This window comes from Serratia grimesii NBRC 13537, from assembly GCF_001590905.1.
GTDB lineage: Bacteria > Pseudomonadota > Gammaproteobacteria > Enterobacterales > Enterobacteriaceae > Serratia > Serratia grimesii.
Window position 1 is genome coordinate 155,369 of record NZ_BCTT01000002.1, and the last position, 19,477, is coordinate 174,845.

18 protein-coding genes are annotated in these 19,477 nt (G+C 52.7%); 11 read left to right on the top strand and 7 right to left on the bottom strand.

Translation table 11 applies throughout. The features are described from left to right. Positions 1–21 precede the first annotated feature (21 nt). The 7 genes from folM to SGR01S_RS01670 all read left to right on the top strand — a co-directional run bounded on the left by folM (position 22) and on the right by SGR01S_RS01670 (position 6,215). Complete coding sequence (folM, locus tag SGR01S_RS01645) at positions 22–744, top strand: dihydromonapterin reductase (RefSeq protein ID WP_061806346.1); 723 nt, start codon at positions 22–24, stop codon at positions 742–744. Positions 745–818: 74 nt separating this feature from the next. Then, a complete protein-coding gene (gene rstA, locus SGR01S_RS01650; protein ID WP_037415986.1) occupies positions 819–1,544 on the top strand; it encodes a two-component system response regulator RstA in 726 nt (241 codons plus the stop codon). Further along, entirely contained in the window at positions 1,541–2,845 is a 1,305-nt protein-coding gene (rstB, locus tag SGR01S_RS01655; RefSeq protein WP_037415630.1) for a two-component system sensor histidine kinase RstB, read from the top strand. Before rstA ends, rstB begins: the two co-directional genes overlap by 4 nt. 67 nt (positions 2,846–2,912) lie before the next feature. Then, complete coding sequence (locus SGR01S_RS01660) at positions 2,913–4,412, top strand: carboxypeptidase M32 (RefSeq protein WP_061806347.1); 1,500 nt, start codon at positions 2,913–2,915, stop codon at positions 4,410–4,412. Positions 4,413–4,797: 385 nt separating this feature from the next. Next, positions 4,798–5,091 carry an acid resistance repetitive basic protein Asr gene (gene asr, locus SGR01S_RS01665; RefSeq protein ID WP_037415634.1) on the top strand — a complete coding sequence of 98 codons (294 nt, stop codon included), beginning with the start codon at positions 4,798–4,800 and terminating at the stop codon, positions 5,089–5,091. Positions 5,092–5,183: 92 nt separating this feature from the next. Next, the gene (gene ydgU / locus SGR01S_RS24690; RefSeq protein ID WP_455431400.1) at positions 5,184–5,264 is read left to right on the top strand and encodes a small membrane protein YdgU; all 81 of its coding nucleotides are present in this window, start codon (positions 5,184–5,186) and stop codon (positions 5,262–5,264) included. Positions 5,265–5,393: 129 nt separating this feature from the next. Further along, a complete protein-coding gene (locus SGR01S_RS01670) occupies positions 5,394–6,215 on the top strand; it encodes a trypsin-like serine peptidase (protein ID WP_061806348.1) in 822 nt (273 codons plus the stop codon). A gap of 1 nt (position 6,216) precedes the next feature. Here SGR01S_RS01670 and SGR01S_RS01675 read toward each other — a convergent pair whose 3' ends face one another. After that, on the bottom strand, positions 6,217–7,035 hold the full coding sequence (locus tag SGR01S_RS01675; RefSeq protein WP_037415635.1) for an AraC family transcriptional regulator: 819 nt from the start codon (positions 7,033–7,035) through the stop codon (positions 6,217–6,219). A 102-nt stretch (positions 7,036–7,137) separates the two neighbouring features. Between SGR01S_RS01675 and SGR01S_RS01680 the strand changes: the two genes are divergently transcribed. Next, positions 7,138–8,286 (top strand): MFS transporter, encoded by a 1,149-nt coding sequence (locus SGR01S_RS01680; protein ID WP_037415643.1) that lies wholly within the window; start codon positions 7,138–7,140, stop codon positions 8,284–8,286. Here SGR01S_RS01680 and hrpA read toward each other — a convergent pair. Next, positions 8,264–12,151, bottom strand: a complete 3,888-nt coding sequence (gene hrpA / locus SGR01S_RS01685; protein ID WP_073963399.1) for an ATP-dependent RNA helicase HrpA — start codon at positions 12,149–12,151, stop codon at positions 8,264–8,266. The genes SGR01S_RS01680 and hrpA overlap by 23 nt on opposite strands. A gap of 269 nt (positions 12,152–12,420) precedes the next feature. Here hrpA and azoR point away from each other — a divergent pair, with 269 nt between their 5' ends. Beyond that, entirely contained in the window at positions 12,421–13,026 is a 606-nt protein-coding gene (gene azoR / locus SGR01S_RS01690) for an FMN-dependent NADH-azoreductase (protein WP_037415646.1), read from the top strand. Between the two features lie 126 nt (positions 13,027–13,152). Here azoR and SGR01S_RS01695 read toward each other — a convergent pair whose 3' ends face one another. Genes SGR01S_RS01695 through SGR01S_RS01705 form a run of 3 tightly spaced genes read right to left on the bottom strand, consistent with a single transcriptional unit; the run spans position 13,153 to position 16,291 of the window. Beyond that, a complete protein-coding gene (locus tag SGR01S_RS01695; RefSeq protein ID WP_061806349.1) occupies positions 13,153–13,476 on the bottom strand; it encodes a YdbL family probable chaperone protein in 324 nt (107 codons plus the stop codon). An 8-nt stretch (positions 13,477–13,484) separates the two neighbouring features. Beyond that, the gene (locus SGR01S_RS01700; RefSeq protein WP_061806350.1) at positions 13,485–13,682 is read right to left on the bottom strand and encodes a YnbE family lipoprotein; all 198 of its coding nucleotides are present in this window, start codon (positions 13,680–13,682) and stop codon (positions 13,485–13,487) included. Then, positions 13,679–16,291: a YdbH family protein gene (locus tag SGR01S_RS01705; RefSeq protein ID WP_061806351.1), complete on the bottom strand. Its 2,613-nt coding sequence runs from the start codon at positions 16,289–16,291 to the stop codon at positions 13,679–13,681. The genes SGR01S_RS01700 and SGR01S_RS01705 overlap by 4 nt, the downstream gene beginning before the upstream one ends. Before the next feature lie 536 nt (positions 16,292–16,827). Here SGR01S_RS01705 and SGR01S_RS01710 point away from each other — a divergent pair. Together SGR01S_RS01710 and hslJ are read left to right on the top strand one after the other, a co-directional pair. Next, the gene (locus SGR01S_RS01710; protein ID WP_061806352.1) at positions 16,828–17,820 is read left to right on the top strand and encodes a 2-hydroxyacid dehydrogenase; all 993 of its coding nucleotides are present in this window, start codon (positions 16,828–16,830) and stop codon (positions 17,818–17,820) included. Between the two features lie 24 nt (positions 17,821–17,844). Beyond that, entirely contained in the window at positions 17,845–18,273 is a 429-nt protein-coding gene (gene hslJ / locus SGR01S_RS01715) for a heat shock protein HslJ (RefSeq protein WP_061806413.1), read from the top strand. Positions 18,274–18,316: 43 nt separating this feature from the next. Here hslJ and SGR01S_RS01720 read toward each other — a convergent pair whose 3' ends face one another. Both SGR01S_RS01720 and SGR01S_RS01725 read right to left on the bottom strand, forming a co-directional pair. Next, entirely contained in the window at positions 18,317–18,577 is a 261-nt protein-coding gene (locus tag SGR01S_RS01720; protein ID WP_037415666.1) for a DUF333 domain-containing protein, read from the bottom strand. 502 nt (positions 18,578–19,079) lie between these two features. After that, entirely contained in the window at positions 19,080–19,412 is a 333-nt protein-coding gene (locus tag SGR01S_RS01725) for an SMR family transporter (RefSeq protein ID WP_037415669.1), read from the bottom strand. Between the last annotated feature and the right edge of the window lie 65 nt (positions 19,413–19,477).

The following is a 19,477-nucleotide window of genomic DNA, read 5'->3' on the forward strand; positions in this document are numbered from 1 at the left end:
TCTGTCCAGGAGCTTTAATCAATGGAACATCACAACTCAGCCCCAGTGTTGATAACAGGCGGCGCACGCCGGATTGGTCTGGCACTGGCCAGGTCATTCTTGCAACGCGATATTCCCGTTATTATTGCCTACCGCAGTGACTACCCGGCGTTGAACGAGCTAAAAGGACTGGGAGCAATCTGCATTCAGGGGGATTTTTCAACGCACGACGGTATTTACCGTTTCGCCGAGCAAGTCCGCCAAATCGCGCCTAAACTGCGTGCCGTGATCCACAACGCCAGCGCCTGGCAGGCAGAATCGCCAGAAGTGCCACCGGAGCACGTCATGGCGGCAATGTTGCAAATTCACGTTTACACGCCTTATCTGCTGAATCAATTGCTGGAGTCCTGCCTGTTAGGTCAGGGGCAAGCCGGTGCGGATATTATCCACCTGACCGACTATGTGGTGGAGAAAGGTAGCGATAAGCACATTGCCTATGCTGCCAGTAAGGCCGCGTTGGACAACATGACTCGCTCATTTGCCCGCAAGTTGGCGCCTGAAGTCAAAGTGAACGCCATCGCGCCGGCGCTGATTATTTTCAATCCGGGTGATGATGAGCCTTATCGCCAGCAAGCACTGGCAAAATCACTGATGAAAATCGCCCCCGGCGAGAGTGAAGTGGTTAACCTGGTGAACTACTTGCTCAGCAGCCGTTATGTCACCGGCCGTACCCATGGTGTTGATGGCGGACGTCCGCTGCGTTAGCACAAAGATCTGCATGGCGTATCGCGGAGCCCCGCGTTATGCTGAACGTCGTTATTCTGATAAAACCGCTGAATATGCATAAAATTGTTTTTGTAGAAGACGATCCTGAAGTCGGCAAACTGATTGCCGCCTATCTGGGCAAACACGACATTGAAGTGTTGATTGAGCCGCGTGGCGACAGTGCGCAGGCACGCATCGAGCTAGAACAGCCGGATTTGGTGCTACTCGACATTATGTTGCCTGGTAAGGACGGCATGACGCTGTGTCGCGATCTGCGCCCGACCTTCCCTGGCCCGATCGTTCTGCTGACCTCACTCGACAGCGACATGAACCATATCCTCTCCCTGGAAATGGGCGCTAATGATTACATACTGAAGACCACGCCGCCTGCGGTGTTACTGGCGCGGCTGCGACTGCACTTGCGTCAGCACAGTAATCAACCCAAGGAAGAGTCGAGCCAGCCGATCACCCAACACAATGCGTTGCACTTTGGGCTGTTATGTATTGATCCGGTCAACCGTCAGGTGACGTTGGGCGAAGAGACCATCACCCTTTCTACTTCAGATTTTGATCTGCTGTGGGAATTAGCCACCCATGCCGGTCAAATAATGGATCGTGAAGCCTTGCTGCAAAACCTGCGTGGTGTGAGCTATGACGGCCTTGACCGCAGTATAGATGTGGCAATTTCGCGCCTGCGCCGCAAGCTGTACGACAATACCCTTGAGCCATTCCGCGTAAAAACCGTGCGTAACAAAGGTTACCTTTTCGCCCCGAACGCGTGGGAGTTCGTGCAGCAATGAGAAAGCTCTTTGTCCAGTTCTTCCTCTTGCTTTTCGTGTGTTTCCTGGTGATGGCGATGCTGGTGGGGCTGGTGTACAAAGTCACCGCCGAACGCGCCGGTCGTCAGTCGATGGACGATTTGATGAAAAGCTCGCTGTATCTGATGCGCAGTGAGCTGCGGGAAATTCCACTGAAAGACTGGAATAAAACCATCGCTACGCTGGACTTAAATCTGTCGTTTAAGCTGCACATCGAACCACTCGGCAAACAGGATCTGAGTGAGGATCTGAAAAAAAGGCTTCGCCTCGGGGAGATCATCGCCCTCGACGATCAATACACCTTTATGCAACGCATTCCACGTAGCCACTACGTGCTGGTCGTCGGTCCAATACCGTATTTATTCTATCTGCATCAGATGCGACTGCTGGATTTGGCGCTGCTGGTGTTTATTGGCATGTCGCTAGCGTTACCGGTATTTCTGTGGATGCGACCGCACTGGCAAGATTTGCTTAAACTTGAAAACGCGGCTCAGCGACTCGGTGCGGGACATCTTGACGAGCGTACCCATTTTGACCCGACGTCCAGTCTGAACCGGCTGGGGGTGGCGTTTAACCAGATGGCGGATAACGTCAATACTTTGATCGCCAGCAAGAAGCAGCTGATCGACGGCATCGCCCATGAATTACGTACACCGCTGGTTCGGCTCCGCTACCGATTGGCGATGAGTGAAAACCTGTCCGATAGCGAACAACAAGCACTGAACCGTGATATCGGCCAGTTGGAATCATTGATCGACGAGCTGCTGACCTATGCACGGCTGGACCGTCCGCAGGTCGCACTCAATATAGAACCGCTCGATTTGCCCAAATGGCTAGAAGATAAGGCTGACGATCTGCGCCTAATCCACCCTGAACGTGAAATCGAGCTGGATATCCCACACACCGGTGATTTTGGTGGCGTGGATTTGCGGTTGATGGAACGGGTGCTGGATAACCTGGTTAACAATGCGCTGCGCTATTCCGAACAACGCCTGCGTATCGGCCTGTGGTTTGATGGTGACGACGCCTGTCTGCAGGTAGAAGACGATGGGCCAGGCATTCCGCCGGAAGAGCGAGAGCGGGTATTCGAGCCATTTGTCCGTCTGGATCCAAGCCGTGATCGCGCCACGGGTGGCTGTGGGCTGGGGCTGGCCATTGTCCACTCTATCGCTGTCGCCTATCAGGGCCAGGTTTACGTTGATGCCAGTTCTCTCGGCGGCGCCTGCTTCCGCTTCTGCTGGCCGGTGAAACCCAATTTCAATTTAAAAGCAGACCCGGTGTAACCCCGCCTACGCAGCAGCCTGAAAGGCTTAACGGGTTATCCGGATTACAATAATATGGAGCTAAACGATGACATCTGCACATAACCCTTCACCTTCATATGACGAACTACGCGCCCTTTTCACCCGATTGTCACGCTTCGGTCATCTCTCAGCCATTGCCGGTTGGGACATGCAAACCATGATGCCATCGGGCGGCAGTAAAGCACGGTCAGAAGCGCTGGCTGAGCTGAGTGTCCTGCAACACCAAATTTTGACGGCAGAAAAAACCGGTCGCCTGTTTGAACGTGCCCAACAGGAAACGCTGGATGACATAGATCAGGCCAATCTGTTAGAAATGCGCCGCCAATATGACAACGCAGTGCTGGTGCCTGAGTCATTGGTTGAAGCCAAATCGCTGGCAGGTGCACGTTGTGAACACGCCTGGCGTGCTCAACGTCCAGCCAATGATTGGGACGGCTTTTCAGAAAATCTACGTGAAGTGGTCAAACTTAGCCGCCAGGAGGCACAGATCCGTGCTGAAGCGGCAGGAACGAGCCGATATGACGCCTTGCTGAACCTGTACGAACCAGGCATGCGCAGCAGTGATATCGACCGTATCTTTGGCGATCTGAAAACCTGGCTGCCTGATCTGCTGCAAAAAGTGGTGGCCAAACAGGCTCAGGAACCTTGCCTTATTCCGCAAGGCCCGTTCAATGTCGATACTCAACGTCAACTGAGTTTGAGCGTGATGAAATTGCTCGGCTTTAACTTTGATGGTGGCCGTGTGGACGTCAGTGCACATCCGTTCTGCGGCGGCGTTCCGGAAGATGTTCGTATCACCACGCGCTACAACGACAAAGAATTCCTGACGGCCCTGCTCGGTATTGTGCATGAGACCGGCCATGCCCGTTATGAGCAAAATCTGCCGCGTGAATGGCTGGGTCAGCCCGTCGCACAGGCGCGCTCCACCGCTATTCATGAGTCACAAAGTCTGTTGTTTGAAATGCAACTGGCCCGCAGTAGCGATTTCCTAAAGATTCTGCGTCCACTGATCATCAAACAATTCGGTGAGCAACCGGCGCTAGAAGAAAATAACTTCATCCGCCTCAACCAACGCGTGAAACCTGGTCTGATTCGCGTAGACGCTGACGAGGTGAGCTACCCGGCCCACGTGATCCTGCGTTATGAGATTGAGAAAGCCTTGGTCGAAGGTGACATTGAAGTAGAAGACATCCCTGCGCTGTGGGGCGAAAAAATGCACCGTTACCTTGGTTTGGATACTGTCGGTAATTATCGGAATGGTTGTATGCAGGATATCCACTGGACCGACGGTGCCTTCGGTTACTTCCCTACGTACACTCTCGGCGCCATGTATGCAGCTCAGCTTTTCCAGACCATCGGTAAAGCGCTACCGACACTGAACAATGATATCGCCGAAGGTAACCTGACCCCACTATTCCAGTGGCTGAAACAGAATATCTGGCGTCATGGCAGCCGTTTCCCTACCGAAACACTGATCACGAATGCAACCGGCGAACCCTTGAATCCAGGTTATTTCCGTAAGCATCTGGAAAGCCGCTACCTGTAATATAATCCATTTCCCAGGCACGGCTAACCCCGTGCCTTTTTCCCCCTGCTTAACCTTCATTGTTCCATAACGCACAACCCCTGCCTGCGACGCTGTAGCTACAGAGTGCTGGGTCGTTACTCACAATATGTATGTTGTAACTAAAATGAGTTTGAAAGGCGCATGCCATACGCTGGGTTCAACATTACGATCATCGCTATTCACTGCCGGTACAACGTACGTCGGTGAATGGCTGCCCGCCACACAGAACCTCAAAACCTACGATGTACATTAGGTTACACGCCGAAACCAATCACTCACGGAAAGCATTCCGCTGTTTGCCTACTATCTTAACACCGGCCCCGCAGTGGGCTCGATACATGACGAGTAATTTGAGGAATCAACAATGAAAAAAGTATTAGCTCTGGTTGTTGCCGCTGCAATGGGTCTGTCTTCTGTTGCTTTCGCTGCTGACGCTGCCACTACCACCACTACTGCACCTGCGGCGACCACTACCACCACGATGGCTGCACCGGCCAAAACTACTCACGTGAAAAAACATCACGCGAAGAAAGCCCCGGTACAAAAAGCGCAAGCGGCTAAAAAGCACCACAAAGCCACCGCTAAAAAAGCCCCTGCTCAGAAAGCGCAGGCAGCCAAAAAACACCACAAAAAATCCAGCCATAAAAAAGCTGCGTAACAGCAATCTGATGTGAGGCTCCCCTCACCAGTCCAGGCTTGAGTTTTCCAACACCCGGTTCGCCGGGTGTTTTTTCATCGGGGGTTCTCATCATGCTGCGTCGCTACTTATTTGAAATTATTCTGGCCACTCTGATCCTCTGCGGACTGATCACCGCCTTTTTTTATCTGTAGCTGCACAGCCTTTCTGGATTAGAAATTATTGAAAAATCAATCACTGCCCATCCACACGGCAACGAAATCAGTCTATAGTTACCATTCAGTGTGTTTATGGATGACCCGTATTTTCCAGGCAAGAAACTTATGCGCATAACCGTTTTGTTGTTGCTGTGCTCATTTCCGCTCGCACTCTCCCTCTCAGCTCGGGCAGATAGCCCATCCGATGCGTCGGCCGCTGAGCAAACCCGCCTATTTTTTGGCAAAGATGAACGCGTTAAGGTCACGGAAACCGACGGTTGGCCGTGGCAAGCGATTGGACAAGTGGAAACCGCCAGCGGTAACCTGTGTACTGCCACGCTAATATCCCCTCATCTGGCACTCACTGCCGGTCATTGCGTACTGGCACCACCGGGCCAACTGGACAAAGCTATCGCGCTGCGTTTTGTTGCTGGTAATAAAACGTGGAAATATCAAACAAGCAATATTGAAACGTTGGTTGACCGCAAACTGGGTAAAAAGCTCAAACCTGACGGCGATGGCTGGATCGTTCCACCCGCGGCGGCGGCCTATGATTTTGCGCTGATTCGCTTGAAGGATAAAAACACCTTGCCGATTAAACCGCTGCCACTGTGGCAAGGCGACAGCAAGGCGCTGACCCAGGCAATGAAGCAAGCCAAGCGGTTAATTACTCAGGCTGGATATCCGGAAGATCATTTGGATGACCTTTATAGCCACCAAAACTGTAAAGTGACGGGTTGGGCACAACAAGGCGTTCTGTCGCATCAGTGCGACACTCTCCCTGGCGATAGCGGCTCTCCGTTACTACTGAAAACAGCCGATGGTTGGTCGTTGATTGCCATTCAAAGTTCAGCACCGGCGGCCAAAGATCGTTACCGTGCTGATAACCGAGCACTGGCAGTCACCGGCATTCGTGATGCGCTCGACGCATTGGCTGCCGGAAAATAAGCTATTCCCCTCCGGCGTGGGTGCCCACGCCGGTTTCTTCTCTCTCATCTCCTTTCATAAACCGCTTGGGTGTCGTGCCGGTAAACTGGCGAAAGAAAGCGATAAAAGCACTGTCACTGGAAAAACCCAAACGCTGCGCCACTGAACTGACCGACGGCATTTCCGCCAACAGCTCAATCGCTCGCATCAACCGCCATTGCTGACTCCATTGCTGATAACTCAATCCGCTCTCGCGTTGGAAAATGCGTGTCAGCGTTTTGGCATGCAGATTTAGCGTCTGTGCCAATTTCGCCAACCCCGGCAATTCATCGCACCCGTCAAGTTTTTCCAGCCAATGCGCCAGACGTCGGTCTCGGGGCAGCATCAGACCAGTGTTCTCCAACCGCGCTGCATGGAGCTCATTCACCAGGACCGGCAGCAAGTCCTGCGCCGTACGGCACTCCATAGCCAAATTGAATGGCCAATAGGCTATACGCTCCACCACTGCTGCCAATAAAGGATTGACCGCCAATACAGCACATTCTTGCGGCATAGCCGGCACCAATGACGGATCCAGATAGATCGAGCGGTAGGCAACCTGCCCACGAAGCTGAACCCGATGCCGGATACCACCGGGGATCCATAAACTGCGCGTTGGCGGCAAGATCAACCAGCGATCGGCCAGTGTCACCGTCATGCACCCGCGTGGCGCATACAGCAACTGCGCACGTTGATGCACATGATCTTCCGAGTCATGCCGGACTAACTCCGCCGCGATACCTAACACCGGCGCCAACCAGGCGTCTGGGTCAAAAACAGCCTGCTGGGTAATCAATGCCATCACCGATGTCCTTTTTTCGTTGTTTTTTGTTCTTATGATTGTAATTGAACATTTTGTCTTTCCCTATACTGACGCGATTATTCACCACAAAGGTTCATTTCCATGTCACGCTTCCCCCTGCCATTGATAGTGGTCACTATCATGGCCCCACAGGTGCTCGAAACCCTCTACAGCCCTGCGCTCACGGCAATACGCGTCGATTTCAATGTCAGCGCCGCTCAGGCCAGCCAAACACTGTCGATCTATTTCTTTGCTTTTGCTTTCGGTGTCGCATTCTGGGGGGTAATGTGCGATCGACTTGGTCGCAGGATAACTATGCTGGCGGGTTTGGCGATTTATCTTGTTGGCGCGGTTATCGCGTTGCTGAGCCAGCATTTCACCTGGCTGTTGAGCGCTCGCGCTACCATTGCTTTCGGCGCGGCGGTCGGCTCCATCGTGACGCAAACCATGCTGCGCGATGTCTACCAAGGGTCTGCGCTAGGCAATGTTTTCTCGACCGTTGGTATCGCCTTGTCGGTCAGTCCGGTACTGGGCATGTTAGCCGGTGGGATGCTCGTCGGTTGGGGCGGCAGTCTGGCGATATTTGCCGCTCAGTGGTTGCTGGCGTTGATTTTATTGGTTTGGTGCTGGTACGCCCTGCCGGAGACGCGACAGACCGCAGTCGCAATCAAGACAACAGCGGCGGGCAATGGCTGGGCTATCTTACGCGACAAACATATCTGGTATTCCGCGTTATTAGTCGCCGGTTTTAATGTCATGGTGTTCAGCTACTTCAGCCTGGCACCGTTCATCTTCGAACAACTGGGCCTGAGCAGCCAGCAATTCGGCTACTCTGGCATCGCATTAGCGTTAGGCAGTCTGCTTGGCGCATTACTGAACCGCTATTTACTGTTCAAAAGTATCAGTGCAAAAAAACAAATCCTGCTTGGCAGTCTGCTGGCGCTCAGTGCCGCACTGGCCTTGGTTTTCTGGCAGCACAGTCTGATGCTGCTGTTGCCTTGCACACTCATCACCGTGGCTTTCGGGTTGGCGATCCCCAACGTGTTAAGCCAGGCACTACACCGTTACCGGCATCAGCTCGGCACCGCCGGAGCCGTTTTCGGCCTGCTCTACTATCTGTTGATTGGCGCCGGACTGTCTTTAGCCGCCGTAGGACAAAGCCTGGCCGCAACCCTGTTATGCTGCAGCCTGCTATGCCTCTGCTGTGCAGGCTGCCTTTTTACGCCACTTAGCCTGAAAGCTGCTCGATAGTCTGCAAGATACGCTTGTCAGAGATAGGATAAGGCGTACCCAATTGCTGAGCGAACAAGCTCACGCGCAGCTCTTCTATCATCCAGCGCACCTCTTTTACCTCATCATCCTGCTGTCGCTTCGGCGGCAGCTTATTCAGCCACTGTTGCCAAGCCTGCTGCACCTGCTCCACCCGTATCATCTGTGCACGATCGCGGTGTGGATCGATAGCCAGCTTCTCCAGACGACGTTCAATCGCCTGCAGATACCGCAGCGTATCCGGCAAACGCTTCCAACCGTTGTTGGTCACAAAACCGCGATACACCAAGCCGCCAAGCTGGGCTTTGATATCTGACAGCGCCAGCGCCAACGATATATCTACCCGGCCTTTCAACCGTTTGTTGATGTTAAACACCGCAGTCAGGATTTGTTCAACCTGTTTGGCGACCCCAACCACTGTTTCATTCAACTCACCGCGCACCAATTCCTGCAAGCGGGCGAAGTTTTCCTCTTGCCACACCGGGCCGCCATGTTCTGCGATCAATTTGTCGATGCCACATGAAATGCAGTCGTCGATCAAATCCAACACTTTGCCGTAAGGGTTGAAGTACAGCCCCAACTTGGCTTTGTTAGGCAGTTTTTCATGCAGATATTTGATTGGCGAAGGAATATTCAGTAACAGTAAGCGGCGTGTACCTTGCCACATTGCTTGTTGCTGCTCTTGTTCGCTGTCGAACAGGCGGATTGCTACGCTGTCTTTTTCGTCCACCAGTGCCGGATAAGCTTTCATCGAATAGCCGCCGCGTTTCTGCTCATAAAACGCCGGCAGTGTGCCAAAACTCCAAATATGCAGATTGCTTTGTTCCAACCCATCGTCCGCCACCGCAGATAGCGTTTCCTGCACCTTGTCTTTCAATTGCAATTTCAGGGCCGTCAGATCTTTACCTTCAAGCAGGGTTTTGTGTTTTTCACCCACAACCCGGAACGTCATCTTAAGGTGATCGGGCACCTGATCCCATTGCCAATCTTCACGTGACACCGTCACGCCTGTCATGCGACGCAGTTCGCGCTCCAACGCATCAAGCAACGGCAATTCCAGCGCAGTTACTCGCCCAAGGAAGGCTTCAGCGTAATTGGGCGCCGGTACAAAGTTGCGGCGCACGGGTTTTGGTAACGACTTAATCAAGGCAATCACCAGTTCACGGCGAACACCCGGAATTTGCCATTCAAAGCCCTTTTCTTCTACCTGATTAAGAATTGGCAACGGAATATGTACCGTAACGCCGTCGGCGTCGGTGCCTGGTTCAAATTGGTACGTCAGACGTAATTTGAGATTGCCTTGATACCACGTGTTCGGATAATCCAGCGCGCTGACCTGATTGGCACCGTCCTTGATCAACATCTCTTTTTCAAAGCTGAGCAGATCCGCATTCTGCTTACTGGCGTTTTTCCACCAATTGTCAAAATGGCGTCCGGACACCACATCATTCGGGATGCGCTGGTCATAGAAGCTGAACAGGGTCTCGTCATCCACCAGAATGTCGCGGCGACGCGATTTGTGTTCCAGCTCTTCGACTTCGGCTCGCAACTTGAGGTTGGCACTAAAGAACGCATGTCGCGTTTGCCAGTCGCCCTCTACCAGTGCATGGCGGATAAACAATTCGCGGCACAATAAAGGATCAATGGTGCTGTAGTTGACCGCGCGCGCAGCGACAATCGGCAAGCCGAACAGCGTCACTTTTTCACTGGCCATCACCGCGCCCTGGGATTTCGACCAGTGCGGCTCGCTGTAACTGTGCTTCACCAAATGCTGAGCCAGCGGTTCTATCCACTCAGGCTCGATCCGTGCGGCAATACGTCCCCACAGGCGGCTGGTTTCCACCAGCTCAGCCACCATGGTCCACTTCGGTGGTTTCTTGAACAGGCCTGAGCCAGGGAAGATCGAGAAACGTGCGTTGCGGGCGCCGGTGAACTCCTGTTTGTCAGCATCTTTCTGGCCGATGTGTGATAGCAAGCCAGTCAACAGCGCGGTATGCACGCTGCGATAATCAGAAGGCTCACTGTTAACCGGCAGCCCCAACTCTTTCACCACCTGACGCAATTGGGTGTAAATATCTTGCCATTCACGTACCCGAAGGTAGTTCAGGAAGTCATTGCGACACAGCCGGCGGAACTGGCTGGAAGAGTGTTCTTTTTGCTGCTCTTTCAGCCAGTCCCACAGATTAACGTAGGCCAGGAAGTCGGAGTCTTTATCAGCGAAACGGCGATGCTTTTCATCCGACGCCTGCTGTTTGTCCATTGGACGTTCACGCGGATCCTGGATCGACAACGCCGCGGTGATGATCATCACCTCGCGCACGCTGCCACTCTTTTGTGCCTCCAGCACCATACGGGCTAACCGTGGATCAATGGGTAACTGCGCCAATTGACGCCCTTGCGGCGTGAGCTGGTAATGGCCATTTTCCGCTGTTTTAATCGCCCCCAGTTCTTCCAGCAGGCGCACGCCATCCAGAATATTGCGCTTATCCGGTGCTTCTACGAACGGGAAGGCCGCGATGTCGCCCAACCCGAGTGAGGTCATCTGCAAGATGACTGACGCCAGGTTGGTACGTAGAATTTCTGGATCGGTAAACTCAGGCCGTGACAGGAAGTCTTGTTCCGCATACAGGCGAATACAAATACCGTCCGATACGCGGCCACAACGGCCCTTACGTTGGTTGGCCGAGGCTTGCGACACCGGTTCGATCGGCAGACGCTGCACCTTAGTACGGAAACTGTAGCGGCTGATACGTGCTGTGCCCGGGTCAATGACGTACTTGATACCCGGGACAGTCAGTGAGGTTTCTGCCACGTTGGTCGCCAGCACAATACGCCGACCATGGTGCGACTGGAAGACTCGGTTCTGTTCGCTGTTCGACAGGCGAGCATACAGGGGCAAGACTTCAGTGTGTGGCAGATTCAGGCGGTTCAGCGCGTCGGCAGTATCGCGGATTTCGCGCTCACCGCTCATAAAGATCAGGATATCCCCCGGTCCTTCGCGGCCGAGCTCATCCACCGCATCGAAAATCGCCTGCAGTTGATCGCGATCGGTATCATCTGCGTCATCCACCACGGGACGATAACGCACCTCCACCGGATACGTACGCCCGGAGACTTCGATAATTGGTGCGTTATTAAAATGACGCGAAAATCGCTGTGGATCGATAGTCGCCGAGGTGATGATCACTTTAAGATCAGGGCGCTTTGGCAACAACTCACGCAAGTAACCGAGGATGAAGTCGATGTTCAGGCTACGTTCATGCGCCTCATCGATGATCAGCGTATCGTACTGCATCAGCAGCCGATCCTGTTGGATTTCAGCCAGCAGGATACCGTCGGTCATCAGCTTGACCAGGGTATTTTCCCCTACCTGATCGTTAAAGCGCACCTTATAACCGACGCTCCCGCCCAACGGCGTTTCCAGCTCGTCGGCAATACGGTTTGCGACAGTACGTGCTGCCAAACGTCGTGGCTGAGTATGGCCAATCAGCCCCTTCACCCCACGCCCCAACTCCAGGCAGATCTTCGGTAACTGGGTGGTTTTCCCCGAGCCGGTTTCACCGGCGACAATCACCACTTGATGGTCGCGGATGGCCTGCAGAATATCCTGCTTTTTCTGGCTGACGGGCAGGTTTTCCGGGTAAGTGATTTTTGGGCATGTCGCCGCACGAGACTGCACTTTACGCAGCGCAGTGGCTATGTCACTTTCGATTTCAACAGCCGCCGTCAACTGAGCATCGGGATTTTTGATTTTTCGTGCGCCCTGCAGCCGACGTTGCAGGCGTTGTTGATCACGGAGCATCAGCTCGCCCAGTTGGGCAGACAATGCCGCGAGCGGAGATTTCACGTTCGGTATTCCTTGTTTCATCGCTGCTGTATCAAGCATTAGCAACGGTATAATGATGTTTTAGCCATTTTTCAGCTTTAGCCGCGCAGAATATCACAAGCCGCTTTCTCCCCATAATCCCGCAGTTTATGTCTCAACAGCTTATTCAATAAAATCGAACAAAGGTCTCGAAATATTGCGCTATCACTGGTGAAAAAATGTGAATACAGTGTACTGCATGCAAGGGACGCTTCGTCCTGATGTCACTGTCATAACGTAAGGAATTACCGATGAGCAAAGTATTGGTTCTCAAATCAAGCATCCTGGCGGGCTATTCTCAGTCAAACCAACTGGCCGATTTCTTCGTTGAACAGTGGGCCAATACCCATGGCAACGACACCATCACCGTGCGTGACTTGGCTGCACAGCCGATTCCGGTGCTGGACGGTGAACTGGTTGGCGCGCTGCGCCCTTCCGATGCGCCGCTGACTCCGCGTCAAATCGAAGCACTGGCGTTGTCCGATGAGCTGATCGCTGAACTGCAGGCCAATGACACTATCGTTATGGCAGCACCGATGTACAACTTCAACATCCCGACCCAGCTGAAAAACTATTTCGACCTGATTGCCCGTGCCGGCGTCACTTTCCGCTACACCGAAAATGGCCCTGAAGGCTTGGTGAAAGGTAAACGCGCCATCATCCTGACCAGCCGCGGCGGCATTCACAAAGGTACACCAACTGACCTGGTAGAACCTTACCTGCGTCTGTTCCTGGGCTTTATCGGTATCACTGACGTTGAGTTCGTGTTCGCGGAAGGCATCGCCTACGGCCCAGACGTCGCGACTAAAGCGCAAGCCGATGCCAAGGCCGTGCTGGCACAGGTTGTCGCTGCCTGATGACCCACGCAGGGGTGTTATGCCCCTGCAAAGCTACAACAGAATGACCCAAGTCCTGTCAAACCTGCACTACCCTCATAAAAATCCAATGCTGTATTTTATTGCGCGCCTGATGGCGCGCTTTTTTTATTTTTTCAGCCACTGGCCGTTAATGCCCCGCACATACTCCCCAGCGGGGGCACGCGACACCAATTTCTGACCCGCCATACGCGCTACATCGTCGATAGCAATATGGTTGCCATCCGCGACTTGCTGGTATTTCTCGGTGCGCCCGGCATTGATATTTTTCACCAGTGTCAGTGTTTCAGCATCCTGCTTCACCGGTGCGATATAACCGCTGAGCGTTTCACCCACACGCCCCTGCTGTTTGGCCTCATCAAGTGTCAGTGCCATCGCCATGCTGCTGAACAACCAACCGGCGCCAATCAAGCCTAAGTAACGTTTTTTCATGTTGGCTCCTAGAACAAACCGCTTTGGTCTTTCAGCAGATTCTCTACATCTTTATCCACTTTGATGTGAATCTCGTGTTCGATCTTCACGTTCATGTTGATGGTGATCGGATCTTTAGGTGTCGCGACCTCGATGCGCGGCACGCAGCCACTCAGCATAGACATGCTCAGCGCGGCAACCAGCAAAGGTCCGCTAATAATTTTCATGGTTGTTCCCCAGGTTTTGAGAGGGCCTGCTCAAGCCACTCCTGTAAATTGTCGCCAAAGCGCAAACTGCGCCAAAGCTGAAACACGTTTTCTTGATGGCTATAGTTCAGGATAACCTCTCGTTTGGCGCTTTTTTGCGGATTGACGCCGTCAATTCGGGCTTTCAGCGTCAACTCACCGAGGTTGTCGAGATCAACGCGAGCCTGAGAGCGATTGATCTCCATATAGCGCAGCCAATCAATCGCTGCACCGGTCGCCAGATTATTGCTGCCAATCGCATCGGCCATGTCCTTGTCCAGCCGTAGCGTCAACATGCCTGAGTTAGCGATCCAACCGTTATGTACCAGCCATTTAGGGTGATTCAGGTACAAGGGTAACTCGCCATCAACACGTCCGGACATCGCAAACTGTTTTGGCTTCAGCGCGGTAAACAAAGCACTGAGATCTACCTTGTCTAACTTCAACACCGCAGCGTCATGCTGGGGCATTCGCAGTGCCGACAGGCTGATATGCCCATTCAATGCGTCCATACCAACATTACTCAACGTCAGCGGCGCGGGATCGCTATAAGGATAGGTACCTTGAAGATCGGCAGTGATATTCTGCATATCGAACAGGTTACTGAACGATTTGATCCGCAACATCACCGGTCGCTTGGCACCCAACTGCCACAGATGGTTTTTCAGCCGGTAAGACATGACAAAGTCCAGCCCACTCATCTCGCCGTCTTTCAGCCACATGCCACCATTTTTCACCACCCAGTGACCGCCAGCTTCAAAACCTTGTTCCCGCGCCGCGGAAAATGCAGATTGGGCATAAAACTCGCCATCGCGCAGTTTGATATTCAGATCGGGTGAAATCAGCGGTTGGAACACGTTCAGCGATTGTTTAGGCCACCAGCCTTCTCCGCGTAGACGCTCACCGTCCCAGCGGCCACGTAACGCGATCGGCCCAATTTTCTCCGCTTGCAGCTTTCCTTGTAATTGGAAGCTGTCCGGCGTTTTGCCCTGGAGTTGCAGTGACAGTACAGGGGCCGGCAAATACCCCCCGTTGGTGAAACTCACCTTGCCTGAAACCAGTTGCACTTCACCATTGAACGCAGGTGCTTGTTCATCACGCTGCCATCGCAATGGTTGGCTGAGACTAAGGCGTGGCGCGTCTACCGTCACGATGCTGTACTTCAAGTGATCAAAACCGGTAGAAAGGCGATCAAGAATCAGCGTGCTGTCCTGCCAACTGCCACTGCCGGCGACATCCCAGGCAGCTTGCAGCGGTGGCAACTGCCCATTGCCCCAGTAGCGCCATTGCCAATTGCCGTGATCCGGCCAAAAATCTTGTGCCTTGCCATCCAGATGCAGTTTGAAACGGCCCCAGTAGCTGTCACTGGCGTTAATAATGGCCTGCAAACGCCCCGTAATACCGGCAGCCGTGACTTTTACGCCAGCCAATGGCAAACGTGCCTCTTCCAGCTTCATTTCTGGCGTGGCGTTACCCCACAGGCGCAACAACGACCCCGGCTGTAATACCAGCGTCGGGTTAAGGATAGTGCCGCTGATGATGCCGGGAATCGAGGCGGTCATTGAAAAGTCGGCCAGATTCGCCTGACCGGTCAGTTGGAAACGCAGATTGCTGTCGATCAGCCCGATCTTGCCCGGTCCCAACGTCAGCACCGCATTGCCTTTGCCGTTGTGGCCGTCGGTGATAACGTTCAAACGAGCGCTGATCTGGGTTTCATCAAACCCTTTGCTCCAGTCATGCAGCGCAATGCTCACCCCACCGTTAAGCGGCTGTTGGCTGTATGGCCAATGCCACTCACCCTGCGTAATACTGACCTGCTGCGGGTTAATTTCCCACGGCAACGTCGCCAAAGGTTTGTCTTCTCCCTTTTCCGTCAGCGTCAGCACCCCCTGCTGCTGTTGCCAGCGCATATCCAACAGCAACGGTTTTTTCAGATAGCCGGTCTGCATCTCGCCCTGTAGGGCTCCTTGAGCCGGGATGCTGTCCAAATCCAGCGGAATGGCGATCTTACCGGTCAGGTGCAGTGGTTGTTGACTGTTGGGCGCAGCCAAGGTCAGATCGTTGAGTGTTAATTGTTGATGTTGGTCCAATAACGCGTCAACGCTGATGTTTGGCCCTTGATACTGGACATGCTGACCTTCTGCGGAGCTGCGCACCTGCAATTTTCCGGCATAGTATTGCCACGGGGTCACGGCAAGATCCTTGATGGTGACATCCAGTAGCGGTAATTGCTTTTGTAATTGGTCTAATGCCAGCGGCGTACTGTTGGCGTCACTGGTAGGCAATTTTGATAAACAGGCGGTATCGACAGTCAGCTTGTCGCTGACCAGTTGCCAACGTCCCTGCTGATAAGCCAATCGGGATGGTCCGACGGCGGCAAGTAAGCAGTCCTGCGCCAAAAAACGGGCGCCATCCAACTGCAATGCCCCTTGTTGCCAGTGCAGTTTGCCCTGCAAAACCAACTGGCTACCTTGAGGCAGCCAGTGAGAAAGCACGCGCGGTAGCCAACGCGGCAACGTTTGCCAGAGCGCCAGCAGCAGGATCAGCGTGCTCACCACAATCCCTATGAATACTTTCAATCGCTTAGTCATTAAATGATTGCTTCATTCCTGAGTTAGGCACTATTTTCGGACCAAGGGCCGTTTAGGGTAAGTCTATGCCTGAATTAGCAATAATGATGGCATGAATTTGACATAGGGTGAAGTCAAGGCCGACGAAGATACCCCCTTACGGCCTTTTTGTAGCTATTGCTGTGGTGACTGTAAGTTTTAGTTACATATTCATCACATGAATGAGACCTATTTCGGACTTTTGTTATTGTCGTTACCTTTGATAATTAATAGTCTTGCAAGCATTCTAACAAAAGTCAGCTGCTAGCTAACTATACTAGAGAAGCCATTCCCCACACCCCCGTGGGGATTTTTTTTAGCCTCTGCTGAGCAACCTCCCTTACCTTCCTGCACGCAATGAATATCCTCCCTGTTTGAGCGTCACCAGCTACCTTTAATTGATACCGCTTCAAGTGATGGTGCATACCACTTTTTAGCGTTACCTAAACGGGCTAACCAATTGTAGAATTTACAAAAATCTGTTAAATTGATCACAAAATCACGCGGGAGAAACCACGATGAAATTGGCGATATACAGCACTAAACAGTATGACCGTAAATATCTCGAACTGGTGAATCAGCAGTTTGGCTATGAGTTGGAGTTCTTTGACTTCCTGCTTAGCAAAAAAACCGCCAAAAACGCCGCTGGCTGTAAAGCCATCTGCATCTTCGTCAACGACGACGGTAGCCGTGAAGTCCTCGAAGAGCTGGCAGCATTAGGCGTCGAGATCCTGGCTCTGCGTTGTGCGGGCTTCAACAATGTGGATTTGGATGCCGCCAAAGAGTTGGGCATCAAAGTGGTGCGCGTACCGGCCTATTCACCAGAAGCGGTTGCTGAGCATGCGGTAGGGATGATGATGTGCCTTAACCGCCGCATTCACCGCGCCTACCAACGCACCCGTGATGCCAATTTCTCGCTCGAAGGGTTGATCGGTTTCAATATGCATAACCGCACTGCCGGGGTAATCGGTACCGGTAAAATTGGTGTCGCCACCATGCGTATTCTCAAAGGGTTCGGCATGAAACTGTTGGCCTATGACCCATACCCAAGCGAGCAGGCGCTGGAGTTGGGTGCCGAATATGTCGATCTGAAAACCCTGTACGCACAGTCTGACGTGATCACCCTGCACTGCCCGCTGACGCCGGAAAACCATCACTTGCTGAACACCGACGCTTTTTCGGCAATGAAAGATGGCGTGATGATCATCAACACCAGCCGTGGTGGCCTGATTGACTCCTCAGCAGCGATTGATGCATTGAAACAGCAAAAAATTGGCGCTCTGGGTATGGACGTGTATGAGAACGAACGTGACTTGTTCTTTGAAGACAAATCCAATGACGTGATTCAGGACGATATTTTCCGTCGCCTGTCAGCTTGCCACAACGTGTTGTTCACCGGTCATCAGGCTTTCCTGACGGAAGAGGCGCTAACCAGCATATCGGAAACCACGCTGCAAAACGTGAACCAACTGGATCGCGGCGAGAACTGCCCTAATCTGCTCAATGCCTGATGTTTTTAGCAAGGAAGACAGATGATGATGAAGCCCATTGCTGTGGCGTTAACAACGCTCTTGTTAGCAGGATGTGGAATGAGCAAAAACGGTAAACCAGTCACAGAAAGTGATCTGTTACATCATAATTTTGCGCTGCAGAGCGTCGACGGCGAGGCGGTAAAGCCACACCGCGGCAACGGACCCAACATTGAGTTCGGTGAAACAATGCATGTTTCCGGTGCCATGTGTAACCGCTTCTTCGGCAATGGCCAATTGCGAGACGGCATACTGACGGTGAAAGGCCTGGCCTCTACCCGCATGTTGTGTCCCGATGCGCAGCTCAATCAGTGGGATGCCATGATCGGCGATGTGCTGGGTAATGGGGCAAAAGTTACCCTCAGCGCACAGCAGTTAACGCTGAGCGGCAGTGACCATACCCTGGTTTATAAACTGCGTGATTGGGTGCAGTGATCCCTGTTCACCAGGCTGCCCGGCGGCCTGGTGTTCTTTTCCGTTAGCCGGCGCTCGCGCAGGCGCCCTGGCCCAACGTGGATTCTTCGCACTGTTTGCCATTCGGCATCTGGCACATTCTGATCGCCTCGCCGTTCAAATTATGGGTCACGGTAGTGACGCCACCCACGATGGCGCAGTTTGCGCTTGTCTGTAAGCTATTGATTCTTGCGCTGTTGCCCTGCTGGACTGGTTCTTCATTCTTGCTGCTACAGGCGGCCAAAAGCAGTACGGCGCCGGCCAGCACCCATTTAGATGTTGTCATTATTCCACTCCTGAACCCGGAACTTCGCTGTGTAAAATCGCCATTGCTGATAACTCGCATCACTATTGCGGACGCGTTTTGTTATCTTTGATGCAAACCTATTTAATCTAGCCTGATATATAAATAATGAAAATATATTCCTGCAATTATTTGGCGTTTATTTGAACAGCGCAGTGATTATTATGGTTACCGGGTTTTTCCATCTTGTCGGCAGCACAGATATCGAACAGCCAGGGCGCGGCCCGAGAGCAGGTTGGCCTTAGCCGAATTCAGGGGCGATTGATGGCATACAGGCGATCTGAGGTGTGCCGAGTGGCTCGGGGCATAGACAGGAAAACAGTGCTTATGTTGGCTGCCAGGCAGAGGATAAAAATTGCAATAACAACCCTGCCGTGTGAAAGGCAGTGAGTATAATCAATACGTTATTTTCAGTTATTATTACTGAAGCTTTCAGCCAGCGTCACTGAATGTCACGCTGGCGTGTTTCACTTTAAAATAACAATTAGTGCGCCGCCGTTTTCGACAGTAAATTAATCACCAGTACACCGGCAATAATTAATCCCATCCCGAAAACTGCCGGTAGATCCAGTTTTTGCTGATAAACAAATACTGCAGCAATCGACACCAGAACAATGCCCATACCAGACCAGATAGCGTAGACAATACCCAGAGGCATGGTTTTCACCACCATCGACAGCCCCCAGAAAGCCACACCGTAGCCAACCACGACTACCAGTGACGGCCACAGGCGAGTAAAGCCCTCAGAGGCTTTCAGCATGGTTGTCGCGATCACTTCCGCAACAATTGCCATGGCCAAATACATAAATCCACTCATCGTTTTTTCTTCTGTAAGTTTGCCTGTTTACCAGTATGACGTGCCGGAAATAAATTGTCGTTAAA

What these genes read in the sequence shown, in the direction of transcription:
- SGR01S_RS01720 (WP_037415666.1), bottom strand. Translation starts at nt 18,577, where the DNA reads ATGACAACATCTAAATGGGTGCTGGCCGGCGCCGTACTGCTTTTGGCC.
- SGR01S_RS01705 (WP_061806351.1), bottom strand. Translation starts at nt 16,291, where the DNA reads ATGACTAAGCGATTGAAAGTATTCATAGGGATTGTGGTGAGCACGCTG.
- SGR01S_RS01700 (WP_061806350.1), bottom strand. Translation starts at nt 13,682, where the DNA reads ATGAAAATTATTAGCGGACCTTTGCTGGTTGCCGCGCTGAGCATGTCT.
- rstA (WP_037415986.1), top strand. Translation starts at nt 819, where the DNA reads ATGCATAAAATTGTTTTTGTAGAAGACGATCCTGAAGTCGGCAAACTG.
- hslJ (WP_061806413.1), top strand. Translation starts at nt 17,845, where the DNA reads ATGATGAAGCCCATTGCTGTGGCGTTAACAACGCTCTTGTTAGCAGGA.
- SGR01S_RS01675 (WP_037415635.1), bottom strand. Translation starts at nt 7,035, where the DNA reads ATGGCATTGATTACCCAGCAGGCTGTTTTTGACCCAGACGCCTGGTTG.
- ydgU (WP_455431400.1), top strand. Translation starts at nt 5,184, where the DNA reads ATGCTGCGTCGCTACTTATTTGAAATTATTCTGGCCACTCTGATCCTC.
- SGR01S_RS01680 (WP_037415643.1), top strand. Translation starts at nt 7,138, where the DNA reads ATGTCACGCTTCCCCCTGCCATTGATAGTGGTCACTATCATGGCCCCA.
- rstB (WP_037415630.1), top strand. Translation starts at nt 1,541, where the DNA reads ATGAGAAAGCTCTTTGTCCAGTTCTTCCTCTTGCTTTTCGTGTGTTTC.
- asr (WP_037415634.1), top strand. Translation starts at nt 4,798, where the DNA reads ATGAAAAAAGTATTAGCTCTGGTTGTTGCCGCTGCAATGGGTCTGTCT.
- azoR (WP_037415646.1), top strand. Translation starts at nt 12,421, where the DNA reads ATGAGCAAAGTATTGGTTCTCAAATCAAGCATCCTGGCGGGCTATTCT.
- SGR01S_RS01670 (WP_061806348.1), top strand. Translation starts at nt 5,394, where the DNA reads ATGCGCATAACCGTTTTGTTGTTGCTGTGCTCATTTCCGCTCGCACTC.
- folM (WP_061806346.1), top strand. Translation starts at nt 22, where the DNA reads ATGGAACATCACAACTCAGCCCCAGTGTTGATAACAGGCGGCGCACGC.
- SGR01S_RS01725 (WP_037415669.1), bottom strand. Translation starts at nt 19,412, where the DNA reads ATGAGTGGATTTATGTATTTGGCCATGGCAATTGTTGCGGAAGTGATC.
- SGR01S_RS01710 (WP_061806352.1), top strand. Translation starts at nt 16,828, where the DNA reads ATGAAATTGGCGATATACAGCACTAAACAGTATGACCGTAAATATCTC.
- SGR01S_RS01660 (WP_061806347.1), top strand. Translation starts at nt 2,913, where the DNA reads ATGACATCTGCACATAACCCTTCACCTTCATATGACGAACTACGCGCC.
- SGR01S_RS01695 (WP_061806349.1), bottom strand. Translation starts at nt 13,476, where the DNA reads ATGAAAAAACGTTACTTAGGCTTGATTGGCGCCGGTTGGTTGTTCAGC.